18 protein-coding genes are annotated in these 21,866 nt (G+C 63.4%); 6 read left to right on the forward strand and 12 right to left on the reverse strand.

Annotated elements, in window-relative coordinates:
* Window positions 1-107: 107 nt before the first annotated feature.
* From N008_RS18745 to N008_RS18765, 5 genes are all read right to left on the reverse strand, one after another.
* On the reverse strand, window positions 108-2,858 hold the full coding sequence (locus N008_RS18745) for a sensor histidine kinase (protein ID WP_044017841.1): 2,751 nt from the start codon (window positions 2,856-2,858) through the stop codon (window positions 108-110).
* Window positions 2,859-3,001: 143 nt separating this feature from the next.
* Window positions 3,002-3,253, reverse strand: coding sequence for a hypothetical protein (locus N008_RS23350; RefSeq protein WP_197062900.1), 252 nt, complete (start codon window positions 3,251-3,253; stop codon window positions 3,002-3,004).
* Between the two features lie 119 nt (window positions 3,254-3,372).
* Window positions 3,373-4,893 carry an MFS transporter gene (locus N008_RS18755; RefSeq protein ID WP_081910886.1) on the reverse strand — a complete coding sequence of 507 codons (1,521 nt, stop codon included), beginning with the start codon at window positions 4,891-4,893 and terminating at the stop codon, window positions 3,373-3,375.
* A gap of 119 nt (window positions 4,894-5,012) precedes the next feature.
* Window positions 5,013-6,554 (reverse strand): hypothetical protein, encoded by a 1,542-nt coding sequence (locus N008_RS18760; protein ID WP_231569746.1) that lies wholly within the window; start codon window positions 6,552-6,554, stop codon window positions 5,013-5,015.
* Between the two features lie 141 nt (window positions 6,555-6,695).
* Entirely contained in the window at window positions 6,696-7,118 is a 423-nt protein-coding gene (locus N008_RS18765) for a terminase gpP N-terminus-related DNA-binding protein (RefSeq protein ID WP_044017842.1), read from the reverse strand.
* Window positions 7,119-7,220: 102 nt separating this feature from the next.
* Here N008_RS18765 and N008_RS18770 point away from each other — a divergent pair, with 102 nt between their 5' ends.
* The gene (locus tag N008_RS18770) at window positions 7,221-7,832 is read left to right on the forward strand and encodes a hypothetical protein (RefSeq protein WP_044017843.1); all 612 of its coding nucleotides are present in this window, start codon (window positions 7,221-7,223) and stop codon (window positions 7,830-7,832) included.
* On the opposite strand, the gene N008_RS18775 is transcribed toward N008_RS18770, so the two are convergent.
* A complete protein-coding gene (locus tag N008_RS18775) occupies window positions 7,821-8,756 on the reverse strand; it encodes a M28 family peptidase (RefSeq protein WP_052381741.1) in 936 nt (311 codons plus the stop codon). The genes N008_RS18770 and N008_RS18775 overlap by 12 nt on opposite strands.
* 126 nt (window positions 8,757-8,882) lie before the next feature.
* Here N008_RS18775 and N008_RS21955 point away from each other — a divergent pair, with 126 nt between their 5' ends.
* Together N008_RS21955 and N008_RS18785 are read left to right on the forward strand one after the other, a co-directional pair.
* Complete coding sequence (locus N008_RS21955; protein WP_197062901.1) at window positions 8,883-10,979, forward strand: ATP-binding protein; 2,097 nt, start codon at window positions 8,883-8,885, stop codon at window positions 10,977-10,979.
* A gap of 152 nt (window positions 10,980-11,131) precedes the next feature.
* Complete coding sequence (locus tag N008_RS18785; protein WP_044017845.1) at window positions 11,132-12,046, forward strand: flavin reductase family protein; 915 nt, start codon at window positions 11,132-11,134, stop codon at window positions 12,044-12,046.
* A gap of 16 nt (window positions 12,047-12,062) precedes the next feature.
* Here the strand turns inward: N008_RS18785 and N008_RS18790 are convergent, their stop codons facing one another.
* From N008_RS18790 to tsaE, 4 genes are all read right to left on the reverse strand, one after another.
* On the reverse strand, window positions 12,063-12,563 hold the full coding sequence (locus tag N008_RS18790; protein ID WP_044017846.1) for a hypothetical protein: 501 nt from the start codon (window positions 12,561-12,563) through the stop codon (window positions 12,063-12,065).
* Window positions 12,560-13,075 carry a hypothetical protein gene (locus N008_RS18795; protein ID WP_156109411.1) on the reverse strand — a complete coding sequence of 172 codons (516 nt, stop codon included), beginning with the start codon at window positions 13,073-13,075 and terminating at the stop codon, window positions 12,560-12,562. The genes N008_RS18790 and N008_RS18795 overlap by 4 nt, the downstream gene beginning before the upstream one ends.
* 286 nt (window positions 13,076-13,361) lie before the next feature.
* The gene (locus N008_RS18800; protein ID WP_044017848.1) at window positions 13,362-14,588 is read right to left on the reverse strand and encodes an alanine dehydrogenase; all 1,227 of its coding nucleotides are present in this window, start codon (window positions 14,586-14,588) and stop codon (window positions 13,362-13,364) included.
* Window positions 14,589-14,673: 85 nt separating this feature from the next.
* Entirely contained in the window at window positions 14,674-15,096 is a 423-nt protein-coding gene (gene tsaE / locus N008_RS18805; protein WP_044017849.1) for a tRNA (adenosine(37)-N6)-threonylcarbamoyltransferase complex ATPase subunit type 1 TsaE, read from the reverse strand.
* A 140-nt stretch (window positions 15,097-15,236) separates the two neighbouring features.
* Between tsaE and N008_RS18810 the strand changes: the two genes are divergently transcribed.
* From N008_RS18810 to N008_RS18820, 3 genes are all read left to right on the forward strand, one after another.
* Window positions 15,237-16,493 carry a pyridoxal phosphate-dependent aminotransferase gene (locus N008_RS18810; protein ID WP_044017850.1) on the forward strand — a complete coding sequence of 419 codons (1,257 nt, stop codon included), beginning with the start codon at window positions 15,237-15,239 and terminating at the stop codon, window positions 16,491-16,493.
* A gap of 394 nt (window positions 16,494-16,887) precedes the next feature.
* Window positions 16,888-19,344: a TonB-dependent receptor gene (locus tag N008_RS18815; RefSeq protein WP_081910888.1), complete on the forward strand. Its 2,457-nt coding sequence runs from the start codon at window positions 16,888-16,890 to the stop codon at window positions 19,342-19,344.
* Window positions 19,345-19,455: 111 nt separating this feature from the next.
* A complete protein-coding gene (locus N008_RS18820; RefSeq protein WP_044017851.1) occupies window positions 19,456-20,175 on the forward strand; it encodes a tRNA1(Val) (adenine(37)-N6)-methyltransferase in 720 nt (239 codons plus the stop codon).
* Window positions 20,176-20,183: 8 nt separating this feature from the next.
* Here N008_RS18820 and N008_RS18825 read toward each other — a convergent pair whose 3' ends face one another.
* Entirely contained in the window at window positions 20,184-20,894 is a 711-nt protein-coding gene (locus tag N008_RS18825) for an ATP-binding cassette domain-containing protein (RefSeq protein ID WP_044017852.1), read from the reverse strand.
* 3 nt (window positions 20,895-20,897) lie between these two features.
* On the reverse strand, window positions 20,898-21,839 hold the full coding sequence (locus N008_RS18830) for a hypothetical protein (protein WP_044017853.1): 942 nt from the start codon (window positions 21,837-21,839) through the stop codon (window positions 20,898-20,900).
* Between the last annotated feature and the right edge of the window lie 27 nt (window positions 21,840-21,866).

A 21,866-nucleotide genomic window follows, 5' to 3' on the forward strand; every position in this document is an offset into this window, starting at 1 on the left:
TGAGCTTGTCGAAGCATCTCGCGTGCTGACGCTTGAATGGTAATCTGACGTCAGCACGCGAGATGCTTCGACAAGCTCTGCATGACGTTCTTTTTGGCCTGAAACGCTCATACTACCGGCAGCTCAAACGAGAACCGGGCGCCTTGCTCGGGGGTGCTTTCCACCCAGATGCGGCCGGCGTGCAGCTCCACTATTTTCTTGGTGATGGCCAGCCCCAGCCCTGAGCCCTCGGGCTTGCGCATGGTTTGGTTGCGGGCCTGGAAGAACTTGTCGAAGATGAGCTGGTGAAACGCTGGGTCGATGCCTTTGCCGTTGTCCTGCACTGTGATGCGCAGGCAGTCGGCGGGGGTTTCCACGCTCACTAGGATGCGGCCGTCGCCGTCGGCGCGGCACGACTTGACGGCGTTGGAGAGCAGGTTCACCAGCACCTGCATCAGCCGGTCCCGGTCGCCGGAAAGGGGCGGCAGGCCGGGCGGCACGGCTAAATCGAGGTGGATGTGCTTGGCGCGCATGAGCTGACCCACAGCTTCCAGCGCATCGGTGATGACGTCGGCCACGTCCACCGGGGCCTTTTCCAGGGTGGCCTTGCCCGACTCATACTTTTCCAGGTCCAGCACCAGCGTAATCAGCCGGCTCAGGCGCTCCGATTCCTTGGTGATGGTAAGCAGAAACCGGTGTTGCTCTTCCTCTTCCAGGTCGGGGTTGTCGGTGAGAATTTCCGACAGCGCCCGGATGCTGGTGAGCGGCGTGCGCAGCTCGTGCGTGACGGTATAGAGGAACTCGTCTTTGTGCTGATCCAGCTCCTGCAACTGGTCGTAGGCGGCCTGCAGCTCTTGGGTGAGGCGCTGCAGCTGCCGCTGCTGCTTCTGCAGCTGGCGGTTGGCTTCCAGCAGCTGCTGGCTTTCCTTGAGAATACCCACCACGTTGTCGAAGCTGATGTCCTCCACTCCTACCGACGAGCGCAGCAGCAGCCGTGCCGACGCCGGCCCAATGCTGCCGGCCAGCAGCTTTTCGGCGTAGGCCAGCAAACGCGGGTCGGCCTGGGGCGGAGCCGGCGTGCCGTCGGTTTCGGGGGCGTGAGCATCCGGAAACCGCTCCTCGAAGGCCCGCAGCGCCTGGTTGGTGCGCTTTTTCCCGAGGAAGCCGGCCAGCAGCGCCCGCACGTCGGGCAAAGCCGCTACGCCCTGCCAGCCGGCCCGCCCCTCGAAGCCGGCGCCGTGCCGGAACACGTCCACGAACACGTCGGCCTGGTGCAGCTCCAGGTCGGTGGGCTGGCGCCGGAGCGACACCCCTACGTACAAGGCCAGGTTGAAAAACCAGCTCCAGAACAGCCCATGCGACAGGTAATCGAGGCCTTCGAGGTGGAACAAGGCAAACGGCCGCAGCCAGTGCAGGCCAAACAGCCCCTCGCGGAGCACGGTGTCGGGGAGCAGCTCGGGGCCGACCAGCGTGGGCAGCACCAGCGTGTAGAACCACACCACGAAGCCCGCCAGAATGCCCGCCGTAGCGCCCTGCCGGGTGCCGCCCTTCCAGTAGAGGCCGCCCAGCACCACCGGCACAAACTGCGCCACCGCCGCAAACGACACCAGCCCGATATTCACCAGCGGCAGCAGATGGCTGACCTCCACGTAGTAGCCGTAGGCCAGCAGCAGCACCAGCACCACGGCCAGCCGGCGGCTGTGCAGCGCCACCTGGCCCAGGTAGGCAAACCAGCGCGGCCCTTCGGCGCGGGCGGCCGGCACGCGCACCAACAGCGGCATCAGCAGGTGGTTGCTCATCATCACGCTCAGCGCAATGGTTTCCACGATAATCATGCTGCTGGCCGCCGACAGCCCGCCCAGATAGATGAGCAGCGCCAGCCACGGCCGGCCCGCCTGCAGCGGCAGCGCCAGCACAAACGTGTCGGCATCGAGTTGGCCGGCCCCGTCGAGCAGGCGCCCACCGAAGGCCAGCGGCAGCACAAACAGGTTGATGACGATGAGGTAGAGCGGAAACAGCCACATGGCCTTGCGCAGGTGGTTTTCGTTGACGTTTTCCACCACCGCCACCTGAAACTGCCGCGGCAGCAGCAGAATGGCCGACATGCTCAGCAGCAGCAGCGTAAGCCACTGGCTGCCGCCGGTGCCAGCGCCCTGCAGCGTAAACAGCCGGCTCAGATCAGGCACTTTGGCGGCCCGCTCAAACACGTCGGCAAAGCCATCAAACAAGCCGTAGGTAACGAACAGGCCGGCCGCCAGAAACGCCACCAGCTTCACGAGGCTTTCCAAAGCCACAGCCAGCACCATGCCCTCGTGCCGCTCGGTGGCCTCGATGGAACGAACCCCGAAAATGATGGTGAAAAACGCCAGCGCCACCGTGGTGGCAAACGCCGACGACACCCCCACGCTACCCGCCGCGTGCAGCGTGCCGCCGCCCCCGGTCAGGATGTCGAACGACGCAGCAATGGCCTTGATCTGCAGCGAAATGTAGGGCACCACGCCCAGCACGCATACCACCGTCACGAGAGCGCCCAGCCAGGCGCTTTTGCCGTAGCGCGCCGAAATGAAGTCGGCAATGGACGTGAGACGCTGCAGCCGGCAGATGCGGATGATTTTGCGCAGCACCAGCCACGCCATCGGGGCCATGAGCGTGGGCCCGAGGTAGATGCCCACAAACTCCAGCCCGAAGTAGGCCGCCCGCCCCACCGAGCCATAATACGTCCAGGCGGTGCAGTACACGGCCATGCTCAGGGCGTACACATAAGGGTTGCTCACCAAACTCCGCCGAGCCGAGCCGGCCCGTCGCTCCGCCGCATACGCCACCCCAAACAACAGGGCGAGGTAGCCAAACGAAAAGCCAATGACGAGCCAGGTGGGCATGAGGGTGTAATTAGTAATTGAGAATTCGTAATGAAGAATTCTCAGGTGGTTTTAAGGTGAATGAACGGGCATCGGTCGGGTAGCAAAATACCGGTGCAGCTCTTGGCGCTTGCAGTACTCAATCAATTCTTAATTACTAATTTCTAATTACTAATTCTTCTCACCAGCCAACCCGTGAGGGCTACCAGCGCAGACCAGGCGAGCAGCACGTAGAGGTAGAGCCCGGGGATGCCGCCGATGCGCGTTTCCCGGTCGAAGGTGCCCAGGAACGGGAACGTGAGCAGCACCCCGAACAGCACGGCCACGAACAGCAGACGCTGGCCCAGCCGCTGTTCCGGGCGGTCGGGTGGTGGGCTGGAGGGCAGTGCGGGGCCAGGTTTGGAGGGAGCAGACATGCGGGGAATACGAGCTGGTAGCAGGAGGCCGGGAGCAGTACCGGCAGCGCTTAAACCTACAAAATCCGCCGAACCAACGGCCCGGCGGATTTTGTAGGTTTCGGCCGGAAACAGGCAGCCTATTTTACATCGCCGGAGTTTTCCTCCATCAGCTTCACGTTGCGCACGTCCTTCATCAGCGCCTGCCCAATAAACCAGCAGATCAGGGCAATGATAACCGGATAGAGCAGGCCGGCGAAGCTGCTGTAGGTTTTGAACAGCGTGCCTTCGGGCTGGGCTGCGGCGCGCAGCGTCAGGGCCGTGGCAATGAACGGCACGAAGCCCCCGAACACGCCGTTGCCGATGTGGTAGGGCAACGACAGGCTGGTGTAGCGCACTTTCGTGGGGAATAGCTCCACCAGGTAAGCCGCAATTGGGCCGTAGGCCATGGTCACGAACAGCACCAGGCAGAAGGTGAGCACCGTCATGGGCACGAGGCTGGGCGTCAGGGCCTTCATCACGGCCGGCACGGCTTTGCCGCTGGCATCCACGGTGGCGGCGGTTACTTCCGTCAGGGGACCGGCGAAGGCCTTGAGTCCGTAGAAAATCGGGATGGTGAACAGCGCGCCGCAGAGCAGGCCCATCATGATGATCTTTTTGCGGCCGATCCGGTCGGAGAGGCTACCGAAGTACACGAAGAACGGCGTGGCAATCAGCAGGGCAATGCACAGCACCAGCGAGGCGTCCACGAGGTCGAGCTTGAGCGTGTTCTGCATGAAGGAGTAGGCGTAGAACTGGCCGGTGTACCACACCACGCCCTGGCCCATAGTAGCGCCGAACAGCGAAATCAGCACGAGGCGGCGGTTTACGGGGTTCACGAACGACTCACGCAGCGGGTTGGTGCTGGTCTTGCCCTCGGCCTTAGCCTTGGCAAACAGCGGCGACTCGTGCAGCTTGCGGCGGATGTAGTAGGAAGCAATTACCAACAGCCCCGACAGCAGGAACGGAATGCGCCAGCCCCACTCCTTGAAGGCGTCCTCGCCCATGGTTTTGCGGGTGGTGATAATCACCAGAATGCTCAAAAACAGGCCGGCCGTGGCCGTAATCTGGATAAACGAGGTGTAGTAGCCACGCTTGTTGTCCGGCGAGTGCTCGGCCACGTAGGTGGTGGCGCCGCCATACTCGCCGCCCAAAGCCAGGCCCTGCAGCAGACGCAGCAAGGTCACGATGATGGGCGCAGCAATGCCGATTTTGTCGTAGCTCGGAATCAGGCCCGTCACGAACGTGGCGCCACCCATAATCAGCAGCGTCAGCAGGAACGTGTACTTCCGCCCGATCATGTCGCCGATGCGGCCGAAGAACACGGCCCCAAACGGCCGCACCACGAAACCTGCCCCGAACACGGCCAGCGTGCCCAGAATGGTGTCCTCAATCTTGCCCGTCGAGCCAAACAGCACCGGCCCGATGATGGCGGCCAGTGAGCCGAAAATGTAGAAGTCGTACCACTCGATTACGGTGCCCACCGAGGAGGCCGTAATCACCTGCCAGATCTTGCTGGTCGAAACGTCGTTGTTGTCGTGCGTCACGGCACCGGCCGTGCCGGCTACGGGGGCGGCCCCGGAGTACGCTCCGGAGTCGCGCTGCGGTAGGTTTTGGTTCATGATGGACAGAATGAAGTGGGAAGATGAAGTTGCGGGTGAAAACCACGTCCGGCGCAGGAATCAGCCCGTTTTCCGGGGCTGACTCCTGCTTTAGTGGCCGTAAGTCGGGAGGAGTTATCCTACAGGGCTACCTGCGTCTGGAGCGTGATTTCGGGCTTGTAGTCCAGGTTGTTCACGTCGGTGAAATCGGGCCGGGCGCGGTAGTTGATCGTGAACTTGGCGTTGTGGCCGTCGATGTAGAAGTTGGCGCCCGCGTCGAAGATGTTCACGTTCTGCTGCTCGCCGTCGGACTTGCGCAAGCCTTCGTAGCCGGCCAGCAGGTGCGAGGCGTAGGGCTGCACGCGCAGCTTGGGACCCAGCAGGCTTTTGGGCAGCAGATAGCCAGCCTGCACGTAGCCCACGTTGCCGGTGCCGGAGTGAGGCACGGCGTTGCCACGGCGGGCATCAGTTCCCCAGCCGGTGTTGGAGGCCCCGATGAAGCGGGTGTGGTTGGGGCCCATGTTGTAGTTGTAGTACACGGCGTAGGCCGTGAAAGCCGTGCCGGTTTCCTTGTTGATGGGCGTGTCGAAGAACACGTCGGCCGAGAACAGGGCAATGTCGTGTTTGTCAACCGGCACGGTATTGAAGGCGCTGGTGCCGGCAGCTGTGGTGGCGGCAATGCCCGCGGCGTCCAGCACGCTGTTGCTGGAGCGCGACACCATGCCGTCTTTGTTGTAGAAGAAGCCGGCCCCGATGTTGAACACGCGCTTGGAGCCCAAGTACGTGCCCACGTTGAACGGCAGCAGATTGGCTTCTTGATCCAGGAACTCGTAGCTGAAGTAGCCCTGGTACACGTGGTTGGTGCCCTGCGGATTGTACTGCGCCACGTTGGTGCCGCGGTTGACGGCGGCGGCGCCCGTACCCGTGGTGGCACCCAGGCCCAGCGGCGTGCTGAAGGCGCCGGTCTGGTTGGTCAGGAACGACTCGTTGACCGACAGCACGTAGTCGAGCTTGCCCACGCGGCCCTTGCCGTACACCCCGATGCCCCGCACAAACTGGTCGATGGCCTCGATGGTTGGCCAGTTGGTAAGAGGCGCGTCCAGGGTCAGGTAGTTAATGGTGCTGGACCGCGTCATGCGCGAGAGGCCATTCTGGTAGTGCATACCGGCGCCCAGGTTCAGGTACTTGTTTACTTTGTATTCCACCACGGCCTCGTGCACAAACAGCTGGGGCTTCTTGCCGTCCACAGCCGGCGCAAAGCCACCGCTTACCGCCGTCTGGTTGTTGATGCCGATGTGTGTGTACACCAGAAACCGCGGATTCAGCTGCGACAGCACGATGAGACGCGAGCGGCGCAGGGCGAAGTCTATTTGATCAGACTGGGGCTTGCCGGGGGCGCGCAGCGTGCCGGTATTGTTTTCGGTGTAGCGGGCCCACACCTGGTGCCAGGTCAGGAAGCGCACGTACTTCGTGCCATCGGGCGAGAGGTTGAACTTCATACCCGCGCCGTACGGCACCGACTCGGAGGGCGGCGCGGGCGTGGCCGCTACTACGGGGGCGGGAGCCGCCGGAGCCGGAGCCGGCGGGGTGGTGCCGGGTGGCGGGGTGGGCGTCACCTGGGCCGAGGCCCCGGCGGCCGAAAGAAGGGCACTCAGCGCCAGCGCGTAACGGGTGTTTTGCATGGTAGAAGTGGTGGGAATGGAAGTGGAGAAGCGCAGGATGGGCAGCCGGCCGATTGCATGAGGCCAGACGACACCACCAAATAGCGGAATCCTTCAACATAAGCCACTTCGTTGCTATACTTCCGCTAACCACTATAGCCGCTACCCCTGCCGGAACCGTTCCCAGCGGATCATCATGTACTTGTCGCCCAGCTCCGTCACCATCAGCCCGGCCTCCTTCAAGTTTTCAGGTTTCTGAAAAAACTCCGCCAATTCCTTCTGATTGAGAATTTTATAGGTGGGGTGATACTCGGTCTGGCGGGGCGCCTTCACGCCGTACTTCTTCACCCAGTTCATCACGCTCACGTGGCTCACACCCAGCAGCCGCTCAATCTCGCGGTAGCTCACACCCTCCACATACAGCTGCAGCGCCTTGATGACGTAGTACGGATTGGTTTCCTTGCCCGTCTTGGCCACCGAGTAGTGGTAGCCGCAGTTGCGGCACTTATAACGCTGCCTCCCTCCCACTATGCCACTTTTAGTTGCTTCCTTGGATTCGCACTTCGGGCAGCTGATCTGGACCATGAGTCGGTGAGTAAGTGGTTACTAAATAGCTATAGCTAATTAGTAAAGATATACCATTTTAGCAAGTATTGAGCGTTATACGCAGATATACCTTTGCCGGACATGAACTACGGCCGACATAAGAAGATACGCGGCGGCAAACGCCACCTGAAACGCCTCGTGCGGCTGAGCCAAACCGCGGCGTCACTCTCAGAGCAAAGATTCCAACAGTCTTATTACGACTACAAGTGGCTTGGCCTGGGCGTCTGGCACTGGCACCATCGGCAACCGCCGAAACGGGTGCGGCAGCTGGCCGCCCGACACCTGCTCACCACCTTTTTCAACTGGCAACAACAGCTACAAGCGCAGCCCGAGCCATTCTATCTGGCTATCTGGCTGGTTTGTAGCCCTGAGTTTGCACACAGCTCAAAAGTAGTAGTAGCTATCCAAGGGATGCGGGCGCGGTATCGTGACAGGCTTCAGGAAGCTGACCCAGCGGGCCCTCCCCTGCCAGCAGGATACCGCGCATTGCCCGGCGCGGATACCCTGACGTGGCACGCGCACCCTTGGGAGGTTCTGGTGGATTCGTTTGATTACCCGGATGGCTGGCCAGCCTGGGCCCTGGCAAAACCGCATTACCTCTGTCAGCCAGAAGACTATGATGAGTACCTAATGGTGCAGACTGGCTGGGTGTGGGTCGGGCAGTTGCCCGACGCTACTACTTCAGCCGCGTAGCAGGGTGGCCAGCAGGGCATCCACGGCCAGGGCCAGGCGGCGCATGTCCAGGCGGGCCAGGGTGTCGGTGGGCTGGTGATAGTGCTTGTTGCGGTAAAAGGCCGTGTCGGTGAGCAGCACGGCCGGGTAGCCGAACTGCCAGTAGTTGAGGTGGTCGGAGAAATCGATGCCGGGTAGCCAGGCCGGGGCCTTGAAGCGCCGCACAGGCAGCGTGGCCAGGCCTTTGTAGCGGCGCGCAAACTGCCGCCCAAACTGCCCGTTCCCGAATTTCTGGGCCACCGTCACGTAGTTGCCGCGGCCGCCATACACCCATTTCAGCGGCCCAAACGGGTAGTCCTGACTGCCTTTTCGGTCGTCGTAATAGCCCAGCATTTCCAAAGCCACCATGCCGCGCACCGGCACGCCGGCGTCGTGTAGCGCCTTGGCGTGCACGTAGCTGCCCATCTGCGGCGTCCGGAAAAACGGCGGCTCTTCCAGCGTGTAGGCCACCAGCTCGATGCCATAGGGCAACGTGGGCTGGCGCCCCAGCAGCCGGGCCAGCTCCAGCAGCGCCGCCACGCCGGTGCCGTTGTCGTCGGCGCCGGGCTGCTCGCCGCACACATCGTAGTGCGCCCCCACCACCAGCTGCGGGCCGGTAGCAGGCCCGAAGCGGCCGATGACGTTGTAATACGTGTTGCCCTGCACGTCGTAGGGCTGCCGCACGGGCTGGGCGCCGGCTGCCTGCAGTTGCTGCTCGATGTAGCGCGCGGCCTGGTTGAGGCTGGGCAAGTGCTGATAATTGCGCGGCTCGGGGGTGCCGACGAGGGCCACCAGATGCTGCCGAAGCTGGCTGGTATCGGCCGGGGCAGCCGGTGGAAGTACCTGAGCGGCAACCTGCAGTGGTAGCGCGCCCGCCAGCCATAATGGAAGGGTAGAAATTGGCATCGGGATAGGGATAAAGGGAAATTGCCGGGCCGGTAAGATAGCAGGCTCGTCGGACTGCGGGCTGGATTCGTCGTATGGCTCGCGCGTATGGCTTGCCACACGTTACACGCGTGGTTACCTTCACGCATGATCATCTGTCGTTGGGTGCCGTTGTTGGGTGTTTTGCTGTTGCTGTCCGGCCCATTGGCCCGGGCCCAGAGCCCCGAATCTGCCCCGCTGAAGCGCGCCCTCGCCCAAGCCACTTCCGACACGGCCCGCGTGCTGCTGCTGGCCGACCTGAGCGCCACTTACCGCTACTCCCGCTTCGACTCGGTGCGCTACTACGCCCAGCGCGGACTGCGGCTGGCCCGCCGTATCGGGTTCCGCCGGGGCGAGGGGCGCTGCCTGTCGAGGCTGGGCATTCTGATGGGCGAGCGGGGCAACCTGCCCGCCGCCTTGCGCATCAACCTGCAGGCGCTGCAGCTCAACGAGGACAGCCACGACCTGGCCGGCACAGCCCGCACCCTCAACCAGACCGGCCTGCTCTACTTCGCCCTCGACGATTTTCGGCCGGCGCTGCGCTATTTCTTTAGGGCGCTGCAGCTGTATGAGCAAAGCGGCAGCACCGACGATTCGCAGCTAATCAGCGTGCTCACCAACCTGGGCGCCAGCTACGAGGGCCTGCACCAGCTGGATTCCACGGCCTACTTCCTCGACCGGGCGCACGCCATCACCATTGCCCCGCACCCGCGCGGCTGGAGCTGCTGGGGCAATCCGCTGCCTTACGTATTGCGCGAAATTGGCCTGCTGCATGCTTCGCGCGGCCAAACGGTCCAAGCCATTGTCTACTATCACCGCAGTGCCGCAGCGTCGGTACCCGAAAACGACCAGCGCAGCCGCAGCCGGGCCTATCAGTACCTGGCCGAGCTCTACCGCTCCCGCCAGCTGCCCGATTCCAGTATCTTCTACGCCCGGCAGGCGCTGACGGTAGGACAAAAGCTGCCGTTTATGCTGGGCGTGATGCGCAATAGTGCGTTGCTGGCTAATGCCTTCGAGGCCCAGCGCCGACCCGACAGCACGCTCAAGTACCTGCGCATCATGCTTACGGCCCAGGACAGCCTGCACGACCCGCAGCGCATCAAGCAGCTCGATGCCATCGGCTTTGCCGAACAGCAGCGCCTGCGCCAGCTGGAAGAAGAAACCAGCCGCTTCAATGCCTCGCTCCGCCTGTATCTGCTGTGGGCCGGGCTGGGCATCATGGCCCTCACGGCCTTGCTGCTGGGCGCTTTTGTATGGCGGCAGCGCCGCGCCAACCAGGTGTTGCGCCAACTCAACGAGCAGGTAACGGAGCAGAAAAGCCAGCTCACCCAGCAGCGCGACCGGCTGGCCCACATGCTACAGGAGCTGCGGGCGGCCCAGAGCCAGCTGGTACTGCGTGAGAAGATGGCCACGCTGGGCGAGCTGATGACGGGGGTGGCGCAGGAGATTCAGAACCCGATCAGCAATGTGAAAAACCTAGCGGCCATCAGTGTGGCCCTCTGCCAGGAAATCAGGGAGGAGCTGGCCAAGCTCCCGCTGGCCCTCGATGAGCAGCAGGACATTGAGGGCATGTTTGATAACCTGAGCCGCTACCAGTCGCGCATTGTCAAGCAAGGGCAGCGCGCCGACGACATTGTGGCCGGCATGCTGGACTACTCCAGCAACAGCCCCGCCCAGCGCCAGCCCACCGACCTCAACGTGCTGGCCAACGAGTATATGCGCCTCGTATATCACGACCAGCGCCTGAAAAACCGTCATTTCAACGCGGCGCTGCTGCCTCGGCTGTGGCCCGATCTGCCGATGGTTCCGCTCGTACGGCAGGATGTAGGCCGGGTGCTGGTGAGTTTGTTCACCAATGCCTTCTACGCTGTGCAGCAGCGCCAGCGCCAGGGCCTCGACGACGACTACGTGCCCCAGGTTCTGCTCAGCACCCAGCTTGTTGGCGACTACGTGGAGATTCGGGTGCGCGACAACGGCTTGGGCATTTCGGCGGCCGCCAAGGCCAACGTGTTTCAGCGCTTTTTCACGACCAAGCCCAGCGGCGAGGGTACGGGGCTCGGCTTGGCTGTCAGCTACGATATCATCACCCGCGGCCACGGCGGCTCGTTGCGGGTGGAAAGCGTGGAGGGCGAGTACACCGAGTTCATCATACAGCTGCCTGTGGAAGCCAAGCCGCTGCCCACGGCCTGGACTGTTCCGGCTTAGCTCCGTTCCAGCCGCAAGGTGGTAGAGGCGCACACCTTGCTGTTCGCGCAACGGCGGCCGCAGTCCGGGTGGTTTGTGGCATATTTGCGGCCTCAACGCGTCCTGTTCTTCTTCCCACCCGGCGGCCGTGGTGCCGCCTTCCCTCCTGCCCTATGTCTGCTGCCTTCCGCACCATCGTTCCTTCCGAGCTAAGCCCTTCCGACTGGCACCCGTTTATGGTGGGGGCCGTGGCCCCGCGCCCGGTGGCCTTCGTGAGCACCGTGGCCGCCGACGGCAGCGTGAACCTGAGCCCTTACAGCTTCTTCAACTGTTTCGGCTCCAATCCGCCCATCCTGGCGTTTTCGCCCGCCAACCGTGTGCGCGACAACTCGCAGAAGCATACCCTGCAGAACGTGCGCGAAGTGGCAGAGTGCGTGGTCCACATCTGCGACTACGCCATGGTGGAGCAGATGTCGCTGGCCAGCACCGAATATGCCAAGGGTGTGAATGAGTTCGTGAAAGCCGGTTTTACGCAGGCGTCCAGCCAGCTGGTGCGGCCGCCGCGCGTGCTGGAAGCCCCGGCCGCCTTCGAGTGCGTGGTAGAGCAGGTGATTGAGCTGGGACAGAACAACGGCGCCGGCAACCTGGTGCTGTGCCGCGTGGTGCTGGCCCACTTCCGCGAAGACATCATCCTGCCCTCCGGTATCGGCATCGACCCGCGCAAGCTCGACGCCGTGGCCCGCCTCGGCGGCGACTGGTACAGCCGCTCGGCCGAAACCCTGTTCGAAGTGCCCAAGCCCAACCGCCGCCTCGGCATCGGCTTCGACCAGCTCCCGACCTACCTGCGCGAGTCCACCATCCTGACCGGCAACAACCTGGGCCGCCTCGCCAACATCGAAGCCGAAGCCATGCCCACGCCCGAGCAGGTGCAGGCGTTCCGCCAGGATCCAATGGTGAGCTACACCCTCAGCAAACATGCCGCCGACCAGTCCGAGCAACGCCGCCAATTGATCCTGCTGGGCCAGAAGCTGCTGGAAGAAGGTAATATGCCGGACGCGTGGAAAGTGCTGCTGCTGGCCGCGGAGTAGACGCCGCGCACCAGAATCAGGGCAGCTGCAATTCCGGGCGGCACTGCTGCACTTGCTCCAGCAAGAGGGAGTCAATTTGTTGGTGCTGGCGAAAGGAGCCGTAAAATTTCAGAGAATCGTAATAACCAGGGCGCCAGCGGGTATCGTAGAAGGCTCCGATCCGGCGGGTGGAATCGTAAGAATCGAATGCCAGGTACAGAATCGGCCCGCATTGCCCGGCCTGGAAATCAGTGATGCGGGCCAAGTCGGTGCTGCCCACCAGCAGGTACGGTCCGGTCTGCCGCTGGCCGCGGTAGCTCAGTTCATAGTCCACGGCCGTCGTCCAGTCGAACTCGTTGGCTTGATATAAGGTGAACATCCACCCTTCCGGCCCGGCCGGCAGCCGGCCCACGTAGCGGTAGTCTCCCTCAGTCAATAGCGTGCGGCCCAACACGTACAGCCATGCGCAGGCCACTACCGCCAACTCCAGGCGGGCAGCCCAGCGGCGCAACAGGGGCGGCTGAAGCTTAGGGCTCATCGGTCAACAGGCAGCAGCCGGAAATACTTCGTTTTCAGCCGGCGCGCCAGATAAGACGGCAGCGGCTGGCCCTGCGCGTATGCTTCGGTTACGCGCTGGTACTGCTGCGGCCCGAACCGGCTGAGCCGGAAGAGGCCGTAGCCGGCCATCAGCCCGCCCAGCAGCAGGTCGCCGTTGGCCTCCTGCTGCTGGGCCTGGTAGGATTGCTTGTCGGTTTTCTTCGCGGCAGACAGCGCCAGTGCCGTTTTTTCTACGGCGGCTGTAGTCATCAGGCCGGCCCCCGTCTGCAGCCAGCCACGGGTGGCCCTGGAGCGCTGCACAAACAGGTGCTGTACCGCCCGCAAGGTATCCGAACGGTCGTAGCGGGCGGTGCTCAATCCGGAGTGGGCCACGGCGGCGGCGGCCGACGACGACGATGCGGCCGGCGTGGTAGCAGCCAGGGTTTGCGCGAAGACAGGAGCGCTGCAAGTCAGCCACAGCCCGGCCACGGCCGATACGTAACATCTGGTCATAGATAGAATAAGTAAAGTAGAAGTAAGGAAGGAAGCTGCCCCTGCCCGCGCACAAGCGCCAACGCCGCGGCGGGCAGCCACGCACAATATTCACACCAAATGCCCTTAAGTAGCAAGACATAAGGGCTAGGTATCCAGACAATCCCCGAATAATCGTCAATCAGACATTTGAATAATGTCCGGCTACTTAAAACAAGTAGAGCCAGCGCTTCCGCGCCGGCCCTGCTCATCCGGAGTCGTCCACAAAATCCGTGTAATCCGCTGAAATCCGTGCTAATCCGTGATCCTAGTTGCGCACGGCAATCATCAGGCCTAGCTCCTTATAGCGCATGTTGAAGCGCTTGGCGATGGTGGCGTTGGTGAGCGAGCCTTTGTAGATGTAGACGCCGCTGCGGAAGTGCTCATTGGTGAACAGCACCTCGTTGATGCCGCCGTGCTGGCTGATTTCCTGCAGAATGGGCGTGAAGATGTTGCTCAGGGCGTTGGTCGCGGTACGCGGCACACGGCTCGCAATATTCGGCACGCAATAGTGAATCACGTCGTACTTGCGGAACACGGGCTTGCTGTGGCTAGTCATCTCGCTGGTTTCGAAGCAGCCACCCTGATCGATGCTCACATCGATGATGACCGAGCCGGGCGCCATGCTGCTGATCATGCTTTCGGGCACCATGAACGGCACGCGGCCTTCCTCGGCGTTGAGGGCCCCAATCACCACGTCGGCGCGGCGCAGCTGCTGGCTGAGCGCAAACGTGTCGAGGGTGCTGGTGTAGAGCTGGGTGCCCAGGTTCTGCTTGAGGCGGCGCAGCTTGTAGAGGTGGTTGTCGAACACCTTCACCTCGGCGCCCAGGCCGGTGGCGGCGCGGGCGGCATACTCGGCCACCGTGCCGGCCCCCAGAATCACGACCTGCGACGGCGGCACGCCCGTGATGCCGCCCAAAATGATGCCCTTGCCCTCGTTGGAGCGCGCCAGATACTCGGCCGCAATCAGCATGACCGTGGAGCCCGCAATTTCGCTCATGGCGCGCACCACCGGCCGCGCCCCGCTCGGGTCCTTAATCAGCTCGAAGCTGATGGCATTCACCTTCTTGCGGGTGAGGGCCATGACGTACTCGGCGGTAAGCGTGCCAAACTGCAGAGCCGAAATCAGGGTCTGGTTGGCTTTCAGAAACTGAATCTCGTCGTGGGTGGGCGGCGCTACTTTCAGGATAAGGTCGGCCTCGTAGACTTCCTTTTGCGAGTAGGCAATAGTGGCGCCGGCCTCGGAGTAGTTATGGTCGGAGTATTTGCTGGGCTCCCCGGCCCCGCTTTCAATGATGATTTCGTGGCCTTCCTCCACCAGATGCTTCACGGCTTCGGGCGTGAGGCAGATGCGGTTTTCCTGCAGCGACGTTTCGCGCGGCAACCCGATGAACAGCTTGCGCTTCCGGGTTTCCACCGCCAGCATGGATTCCTGCGTGAAGTAGGCGCGGCCCGTAGCCAAGCCTTCAAATCCGGGAGGTACTGCGTCGGGCATAGTGGTTTGATTAGTAATTAGTAGTGAACAATCTGTAATGATTTTCTGACGGCCGGCACAGGCCAAGCCTCCAAATTCTTCATTATTAATTGCTGATTACTAATTCCCTGGAAGTGGGTCCGGTGACGGTGAGCGTGAGGAGTAGTCGTTCGGGGGGCAGCAGCGCCTCAATGCGGCTGGGCCACTCGATCAGGCAAAGATAGCCGGAATCGAAGTACTCCAACGCGCCAATGTCCTCGGCTTCGCCGGGATGGTTGAGGCGGTAGAAATCGAAGTGGTAAATAGGCTGGTTGCGGGCGTCGCGGTACTCGTTCACCAGCGAGAACGTGGGGCTGCTGACCTCGCCCTCGGGCACGCCCAGGCTAACGCACAGGGCCTTGATGAACGTGGTCTTGCCGGCCCCCATCTCGCCCTCGAAGCAAACGATGTTGTGGCCCTGCAGAGCGTCCCGCACCTGGTCGGCCACGGCGGGCAGGGCCTCTAGGCCCGGAATTGCGAGTGTCAGCATAGGAATTAGAGCAGATTGGGGCCGCAAGGTAGCAGGTGGCCCGGACCTGTCGGGCATGCCTGAGGCACCCTTGTTGGTCGCCAGAATTTTTCCACCCTGCCGTTCTTCCTACATTTGGCCGACCACAAACTGTCTTTCTCATGCAAGTTTCGCGAATGGCCGGCAGCCTCATCGGCTCCGAAATCATCAAAATCGGCAACGAAGTAAACGACATGATCCGCCGGGGAGAGCAGATCTGCAACCTGACCATCGGCGACTTCGACCCCGCCATTTTCCCGATTCCGGCCGCCCTCGAAACCGAAATCACCAACGCCTACCAGGCCGGGCACACCAACTACCCGCCCGCCAACGGCATGGCTGCCCTGCGCGAAGCCGCCACGGCCTTCACCAAGGAGCGCCTGGGCCTCGAATACTCCCCCAACGACGTGCTGGTGGCCGGCGGCTCGCGGCCCCTCATCTACGCCACCTACCTGGCCCTGGTGGACCCCGGCGACCGGGTGGTGTTTCCGGTGCCGAGCTGGAACAACAACCACTACTGCCACCTCTCGGGCGCCGAGCCGGTGATGGTGGAAACCCGGCCCGAAAACAACTTCATGCCCACGGCTGAGGAGCTGGCCCCGCACTTGGCCGGCGCCACGCTGCTGGCGCTCTGCTCGCCGCTCAACCCCACCGGCACGGTCTTCACCCGCGACAACCTGCTGGCCATCTGCGACCTGGTACTGGCCGAAAACCAGCGCCGCCAGCCCGGCGAAAAGCCGCTATACCTGCTCTACGACCAGATTTACTGGATGCTCACCTTCGGCCAGACCGAGCACTTCGACCCGGTGAACCTGCGCCCCGAGCTGCGCGACTACGTGGTGTACATCGACGGCATCTCGAAATGCCTGGCCGCCACCGGCGTACGGGTGGGCTATGCGTTCGGGCCGGCCGTGGTGATTGACAAGATGAAGGCTATTCTGGGCCACGTGGGCGCTTGGGCGCCCAAGGCCGAGCAGGTGGCCACCGCCAAATTCCTGCCCAACGCCCCGGCCGTCGATGGCTTCATCGGCGAGTTCAAAGAGAAGATTCAGCGCAGCCTGGATACGCTGCACGCGGGCCTGCAGGAGCTGAAAGCGGCCGGCTACCCCGTCGATTCCATTGTGCCCATGGGCGCCATCTACCTCACCGCCCGCCTCGATGTGCTGGGTAAAACCACCCCGGCCGGCCAGCTGCTCAGCACCACCAAAGAACTGACTTCTTACCTGATCAGCGACGCCGGGCTGGCGCTGGTGCCGTTCAGCGCCTTCGGCACGGCTGGCATGGCGCCGTGGTTCCGCATGTCGGTGGGCGGCGCGTCGCTGGAGTCGATTGAGGCGGCGCTGCCCCGTTTGCGGGCCGCGTTGGACGCGCTGCGGTAAATGGCTCTCTCGACAATAGTCTATATCCAGCGGCTACCCGCCGGGAAGTCCTTCTGTAGTAATCCCCGGCCTATACGGCCGGGGGTTCTCTTTTTGGGCCATTTCTGGTTGGCGTCGTCCCTAATAGGGAAAATCCTTTACTATTTTTAAATACTTAAAAATCAGACTACAACAATCTGACGAATCCAATTATGAGAATTTCAGACCGGTTGTAATCTTGCCGGAAAGCGGTTTGTTGCTATCTTTCAGTAAGCAAAGCAGGCTGGCTTTCCGCTAACGCTACTTTGCGGCTATCCTTGTACTCTATTCTACCTGAGCTTCTGCCCCAATTAAGCCAAGCGCTCAGCTTGCCACCTATTGCACGTTCCGTTTTCTCCCACCGGAAAGTGCACCCATGGATCTTTTTTTTGCCGGTACGCAGTGCCGGATTTCGTATTTACTGCCACTACTCGCTCTGGCGGGGCCCTTGGCAGCACAACAAATACCGGCAGCCTTACCGGGGCAGGTTCGTACTGTTTCCGGGGCGCCGGTGGAGTTTGCCACCGTGATGCTGCACCGCGCCACCGACTCAGTGGCGGTGAAAACCGAGTTTACGGATGCCAATGGTCAGTTTGTGCTGGTGCCGGCCACTGTGGGCCAGTATTTGGTGTCGGTGATGCAGGCAGGCTACGCGCACAACTGGTCGGGGCCGGTATCCGTGACGGAACAGGCGCCGGCCGCCCCGCTGCGCCTGACGCTGGCTCCCCTGGCTACGCAGCAGCTGCGCGGCGTAACCGTAACGGGCCAGAAACCACTGTTTGAGCGCCTCTCCGACCGCACGGTCATCAACGTGGAAAACAGTACGCTTTCCAGCGGCAATACAGTACTCGACGTGCTGGGCCGTGCCCCAGGCGTGACCGTAGACGGCAACGACGAGCTGGCCCTGCGCGGCAAGCGCGGCGTACTGGTGCTACTGGACGGCAAGCGGGTGCCGATGAACGGCGCCGAGTTGGCCAATATGCTGCGGGCTCTGCCCGCCGAGCAGGTGAGCACCATGGAGCTGATTCCGAACCCGCCGGCCAAATACGACGCGCAAGGCACGGCAGGCGTTATCCTCATCAACCTGAAGAAAGACCAGCGCCTGGGCACCAACGGCAGCGTGAATGCCAGCTACGGGCGCGGCCGCTACGGCAAGCACACTTCGGGCGGGTCGCTGAACTACCGCGGCAGGCAGGCCAACCTCTACGCCACCTACGCCTACACCGACCGCCGCAACTTTCAGAACCTGGTGTTTTCGCGGCTTTACCGGCCCGAAGGCTTACCCCAAGCCAGCAGCCAGCAGCGCAACGAAATGCGCAACCACCTGGTGTCGCACACCTGGAAAGCAGGCCTCGACTATACCCTGAGCAAGCAAACCACGCTGGGCGCCATGGTGAGCGGGCTAGCCAGCCAGTCGCCGTGGCAGGGCATCAACGAGTCGGCGTTTTTTGACGCCCAGGGCCAGCCCGTGAGCCGCTACACCTCCGACAACTTCCGCGACCTGCGCACGCCCAACGTGGCCGCCAACCTCACGTTCCGCCACACGTTCCGCCCCGATTCGGCGGGCACGCCCGAGCTGACGGCCGATGCCGACCTGGCCCGCTACGGTATCCGGCGCGTGCTGGACCTGGCGACAACCTTTAGCCTGCCCGCCGACCGGCCGGCTACGACGCTCATCGGCACACACGACGGCACGCTGCATATCCAAAGCGCCAAGGCCGATTATGTGCGGCCGCTGCCGCGCGGCTTGCGCCTGGAGCTGGGCCTGAAAGCCAGCCAGGTGCGCGCCGACAACGATGTGGTGTTTTACCGAAACGGCAGTTTTCTGCCGGACGCCACCCAGTCGAACCGGTTCCGCTACGACGAAAGCATCCGGGCGGCCTACCTGACGATGAGCCGCACCCGGCCGGGCCTCACGCTCACGGCCGGCCTGCGCGCCGAGCAAACCGTGGCCACCGGCCGCCAGGACATCGGCAACGAAAACTTCGATCGTCGCTACCTGCAGCTGTTCCCAAACCTGAGCCTAAGCCGGACGCTGTCGGAGGCGCACACCGTGGGCTTCACGCTGAGCCGCCGCCTCGACCGGCCGACGTACACCCAGCTCAACCCGTTTCGGTCTTATGTAGATGCCACCTCGTACCGCGCCGGCAACCCCTACCTGCAGCCCATGACCAGCTACAACGCCGAGCTGACCCACACCTGGCGCCAGAAATACACCACGGGCCTGAGCTACGCGCGCGGCCACTGGCCCATCGTGCCGGTGTACCTGGCCCAGCCCGGCCCCGAGCGGCTGGTAGCCGCCACCGACGTGAACCTGCAAACCCGCCACTACTACGCTTTCACGCTCACGGCCCCGCTGGCCCCCACCAAATGGTGGCAGCTCTACACCGATATTGAGCTGTTCTACATCTACTTCGATGGCCGCCTGAGCAGCACCACCGCCCCGGCCGGCCGGCCGGGCGCCATCGTCAGCGCCAACAGCACCTTCGCGCTGGGCAAGGGCTGGACTGCTGACCTCAATGGCAGCTACCACTCGCGCGAGTGGTACGCTTTCCAGGTGGTAGAGGCGTTTGGGCAGCTGGGCGTGGGCGTGCAGAAAAGCCTGCTCGACGGCCGGGCCACGCTGCGCCTCAACGCCACCGACCTGCTCTACACGGCGCCGATTACGGCCACCTCGCGCTACCAGGTGTTTGAGGAACGCTACCGCGCCAACCAGGACAGCCGGGCGGCCACAGTGTCGTTTACGTACCGCTTTGGCAGCAACGAGGTGCCGCCGGCCCGCAAGCGGGCCACGGGGGCCGAGGAGGAAAAGCGCCGCGCTGTCAGCCAGTAGCCGCGCAACGCAGCAGGATTTGGCAGGTCATTTTTTGCTGAAAAACGCTGGCCGGCTCTGGAATAGCCAATACGCTGCGGATCTTTGCCGGCTGTCTGTTTACTGTCTGCCGTGGCCAATTCGTATTTTCAGTTCAAAGAGTTCCGGATCGAGCAGGGCGCGTGCGCCATGAAGGTGAGCACCGACGCCTGCGTGCTGGGTGCCGTGGCCCCGGTGGCCGGCGCTCAGCGGCTGCTCGATATCGGGACGGGCACCGGGTTGCTGGCCCTGATGGCGGCTCAGCGCAATGCCACCGCCACCATCGAGGCCGTTGAGTTGGACCCCACTGACGCCGCGCAGGCCGCCGCCAACTTCCTAGCTAGTCCCTGGGCGGCCCGGCTCACGCTGCACGCGCTGCCGCTGGCCGGCCTGGCCGCCACCCACCCTGCGCCCTTCGACGGCATCCTCTGCAACCCGCCTTTCTTCCGCCACTCCCTCCGCTCGCCCGACGCCCGGCGCACCACCGCCCGCCACACCACGGATGATTCGCTGACTTTCGCTGAGCTGGCGCAGTTTGCGGCCGAATTCCTGGCGCCAGCCGGCCACCTCACGGTGCTGCTGCCGCCGCCCGAAATGCAGCACTTCGAGCAGGCCGCCGCCGAAGCTGGCCTCTGGCCGACCGCCCAGCTGGTAGTGCGGCACAGGGCCGGCAGCAAGCCGCTGCGCCACATCACCACGTTTGAGCGCCAGCCGGCCCAGCTCCGCCAGCAGGAGCTGCTGATAAAAGGTGCCAATGAGGAGTATTCGCCGGCTTTCCGGGAGTTGCTGGGGCCGTTTTATCTGGCGCTGTAGCGGCTGGTTCAAACCTGGCCTTCATTTGGCAGAAGCCGGTGGACCTGGGCCAGCTTTTCCTGGTAGAACTCGTCGAGCAGATCGGCCTGCACCTGCCCGAACTCGGCGGCGGTATAGCGGCGGCGCACGGTGCCGTCGGCCAGCACGGTCAGCTCGTCGCAGAGCTCAGTGAGGGAGCCCAGCAGGTGCGAGGTCAGCAGAATGCCCACCCCCTGCCCGCGCAGGCGCCGCAGAATTTCCATCAGCAGCAAGTTGGCATTCAGGTCGAGGCCGTTGAAGGGCTCGTCGAGGATGAGGTAGCGGAAGGGCTGCACCAGTAAGGCCAGCAACGCCAGTTTCTTCTTCATACCGGCCGAATACTCTTCGGCGTATTGGTCGAGGGGCAGCTCCAGCAACTGGTTCCAGCCGTTGAAATCCACCACAGCCCGGCCGCGGGCCTGCAGCGTGAACTCAAGGTACTCGCGGCCGGTGAGGCGCGGGTAGAAATACGGCTCGTAGGACAGCAGCCCGGTGCAGGGCCGGATAGGTAGTCCGGTGGTTTCCAGCACGGTGCCCTGGTAGTCGGCGTGAAGGCCGTAGAGGCAGTGCAGCAGCGTGGTTTTGCCGGCACCGTTGGCCCCCACCAGGCCGTGCAGGGTGCCGGGCTGCAGCGTCAGGCTCACATCGTGCAGCACCAGCTGGCTCCCGAAGGCTTTGCTCAGGTTGCGAATCTCAATCATGCCTCAGTCTTGTCGGAAAGTGGAGAGTCGCTGCCGGCTTTTCCAGAGCAGCCCCGCAAACGCCACCAGCAGCAGCGCCGGAAACACCGGCTGCCCCGCCAGCAGCGTTAGCGACAGAATGGCGCCCTGGGTGAGGCGCACCAGCAGCGCATCGGGGTAGAAAGCGTACCGGGCCAGCACCACCATCGTGAGCAGCACTGCTCCGCCCAGCAGCAGCAGGCCCGCCCCGCCGGCTCCCGCTGGCCCCAGCGCCAGCAGCCCGGCAAACGGCGCGGCCGTAAGCAGCAGGTAAAGCAGTGCCAGCCCCACGCGCCGCCGCAGCCACGCCCCCGGCTGCCGCAAGGCCGGCAGAAGCAGCGTCCAGGGCTCAGGGTTTCCGTAGCACCCGGCCAGCAGCAGCAGCCAAACGACCAGCGCCAAAGCCGGCACCTCCGGATACTGCCGCCCCCACGCCGCGCCGGCCAGCAGCAGCGGCCACCACACCGCGGCAGCCGTTTGCCGCAGGCCGCTCACCAGCTCCAAGGCCTCGCTGCGCATCAGGCTGCGGCGGCGTTTCTTGCTGTCTTCGGGCCGGGCCGCCGGCAGCCAGGCGGCGGCCACAGCCAGCCCCAGTGTCAGGAGCGCCGCGCCCAGCTGCCCGAAGGCCAGCAGTGCGGCCACAGCCGGAAAGCTCCACAGCCCGTATTCGGCGGCCAGCCAGGGCCGGAACCGGGGCGCGGTCAGCTGCAGAAACGCTAGGTCGGGGCGGCGGCGGTGCTGGCTGACAATGAACAGCGCCACCAACAGCGGCACCAGCCACTGCCCGGCCGCGTGCGGGGCCAGCACCACGAAGGCGCGCGCCACCGACAAGAGCAGAAACGGCCCCAGCAGCGCCAGCCGCCACCAGCCCAGCTCGGCCAGCAAGCGGCCGCCTATTTGCAGCCGCAGCCACAGATACCCTTTCAAGTGCGCAGAATTGATTTGATCCAGGAC

The sequence above is a fragment of the Hymenobacter sp. APR13 genome (assembly GCF_000737515.1).
In the GTDB taxonomy this organism is placed as follows: Bacteria; Bacteroidota; Bacteroidia; order Cytophagales; family Hymenobacteraceae; genus Hymenobacter.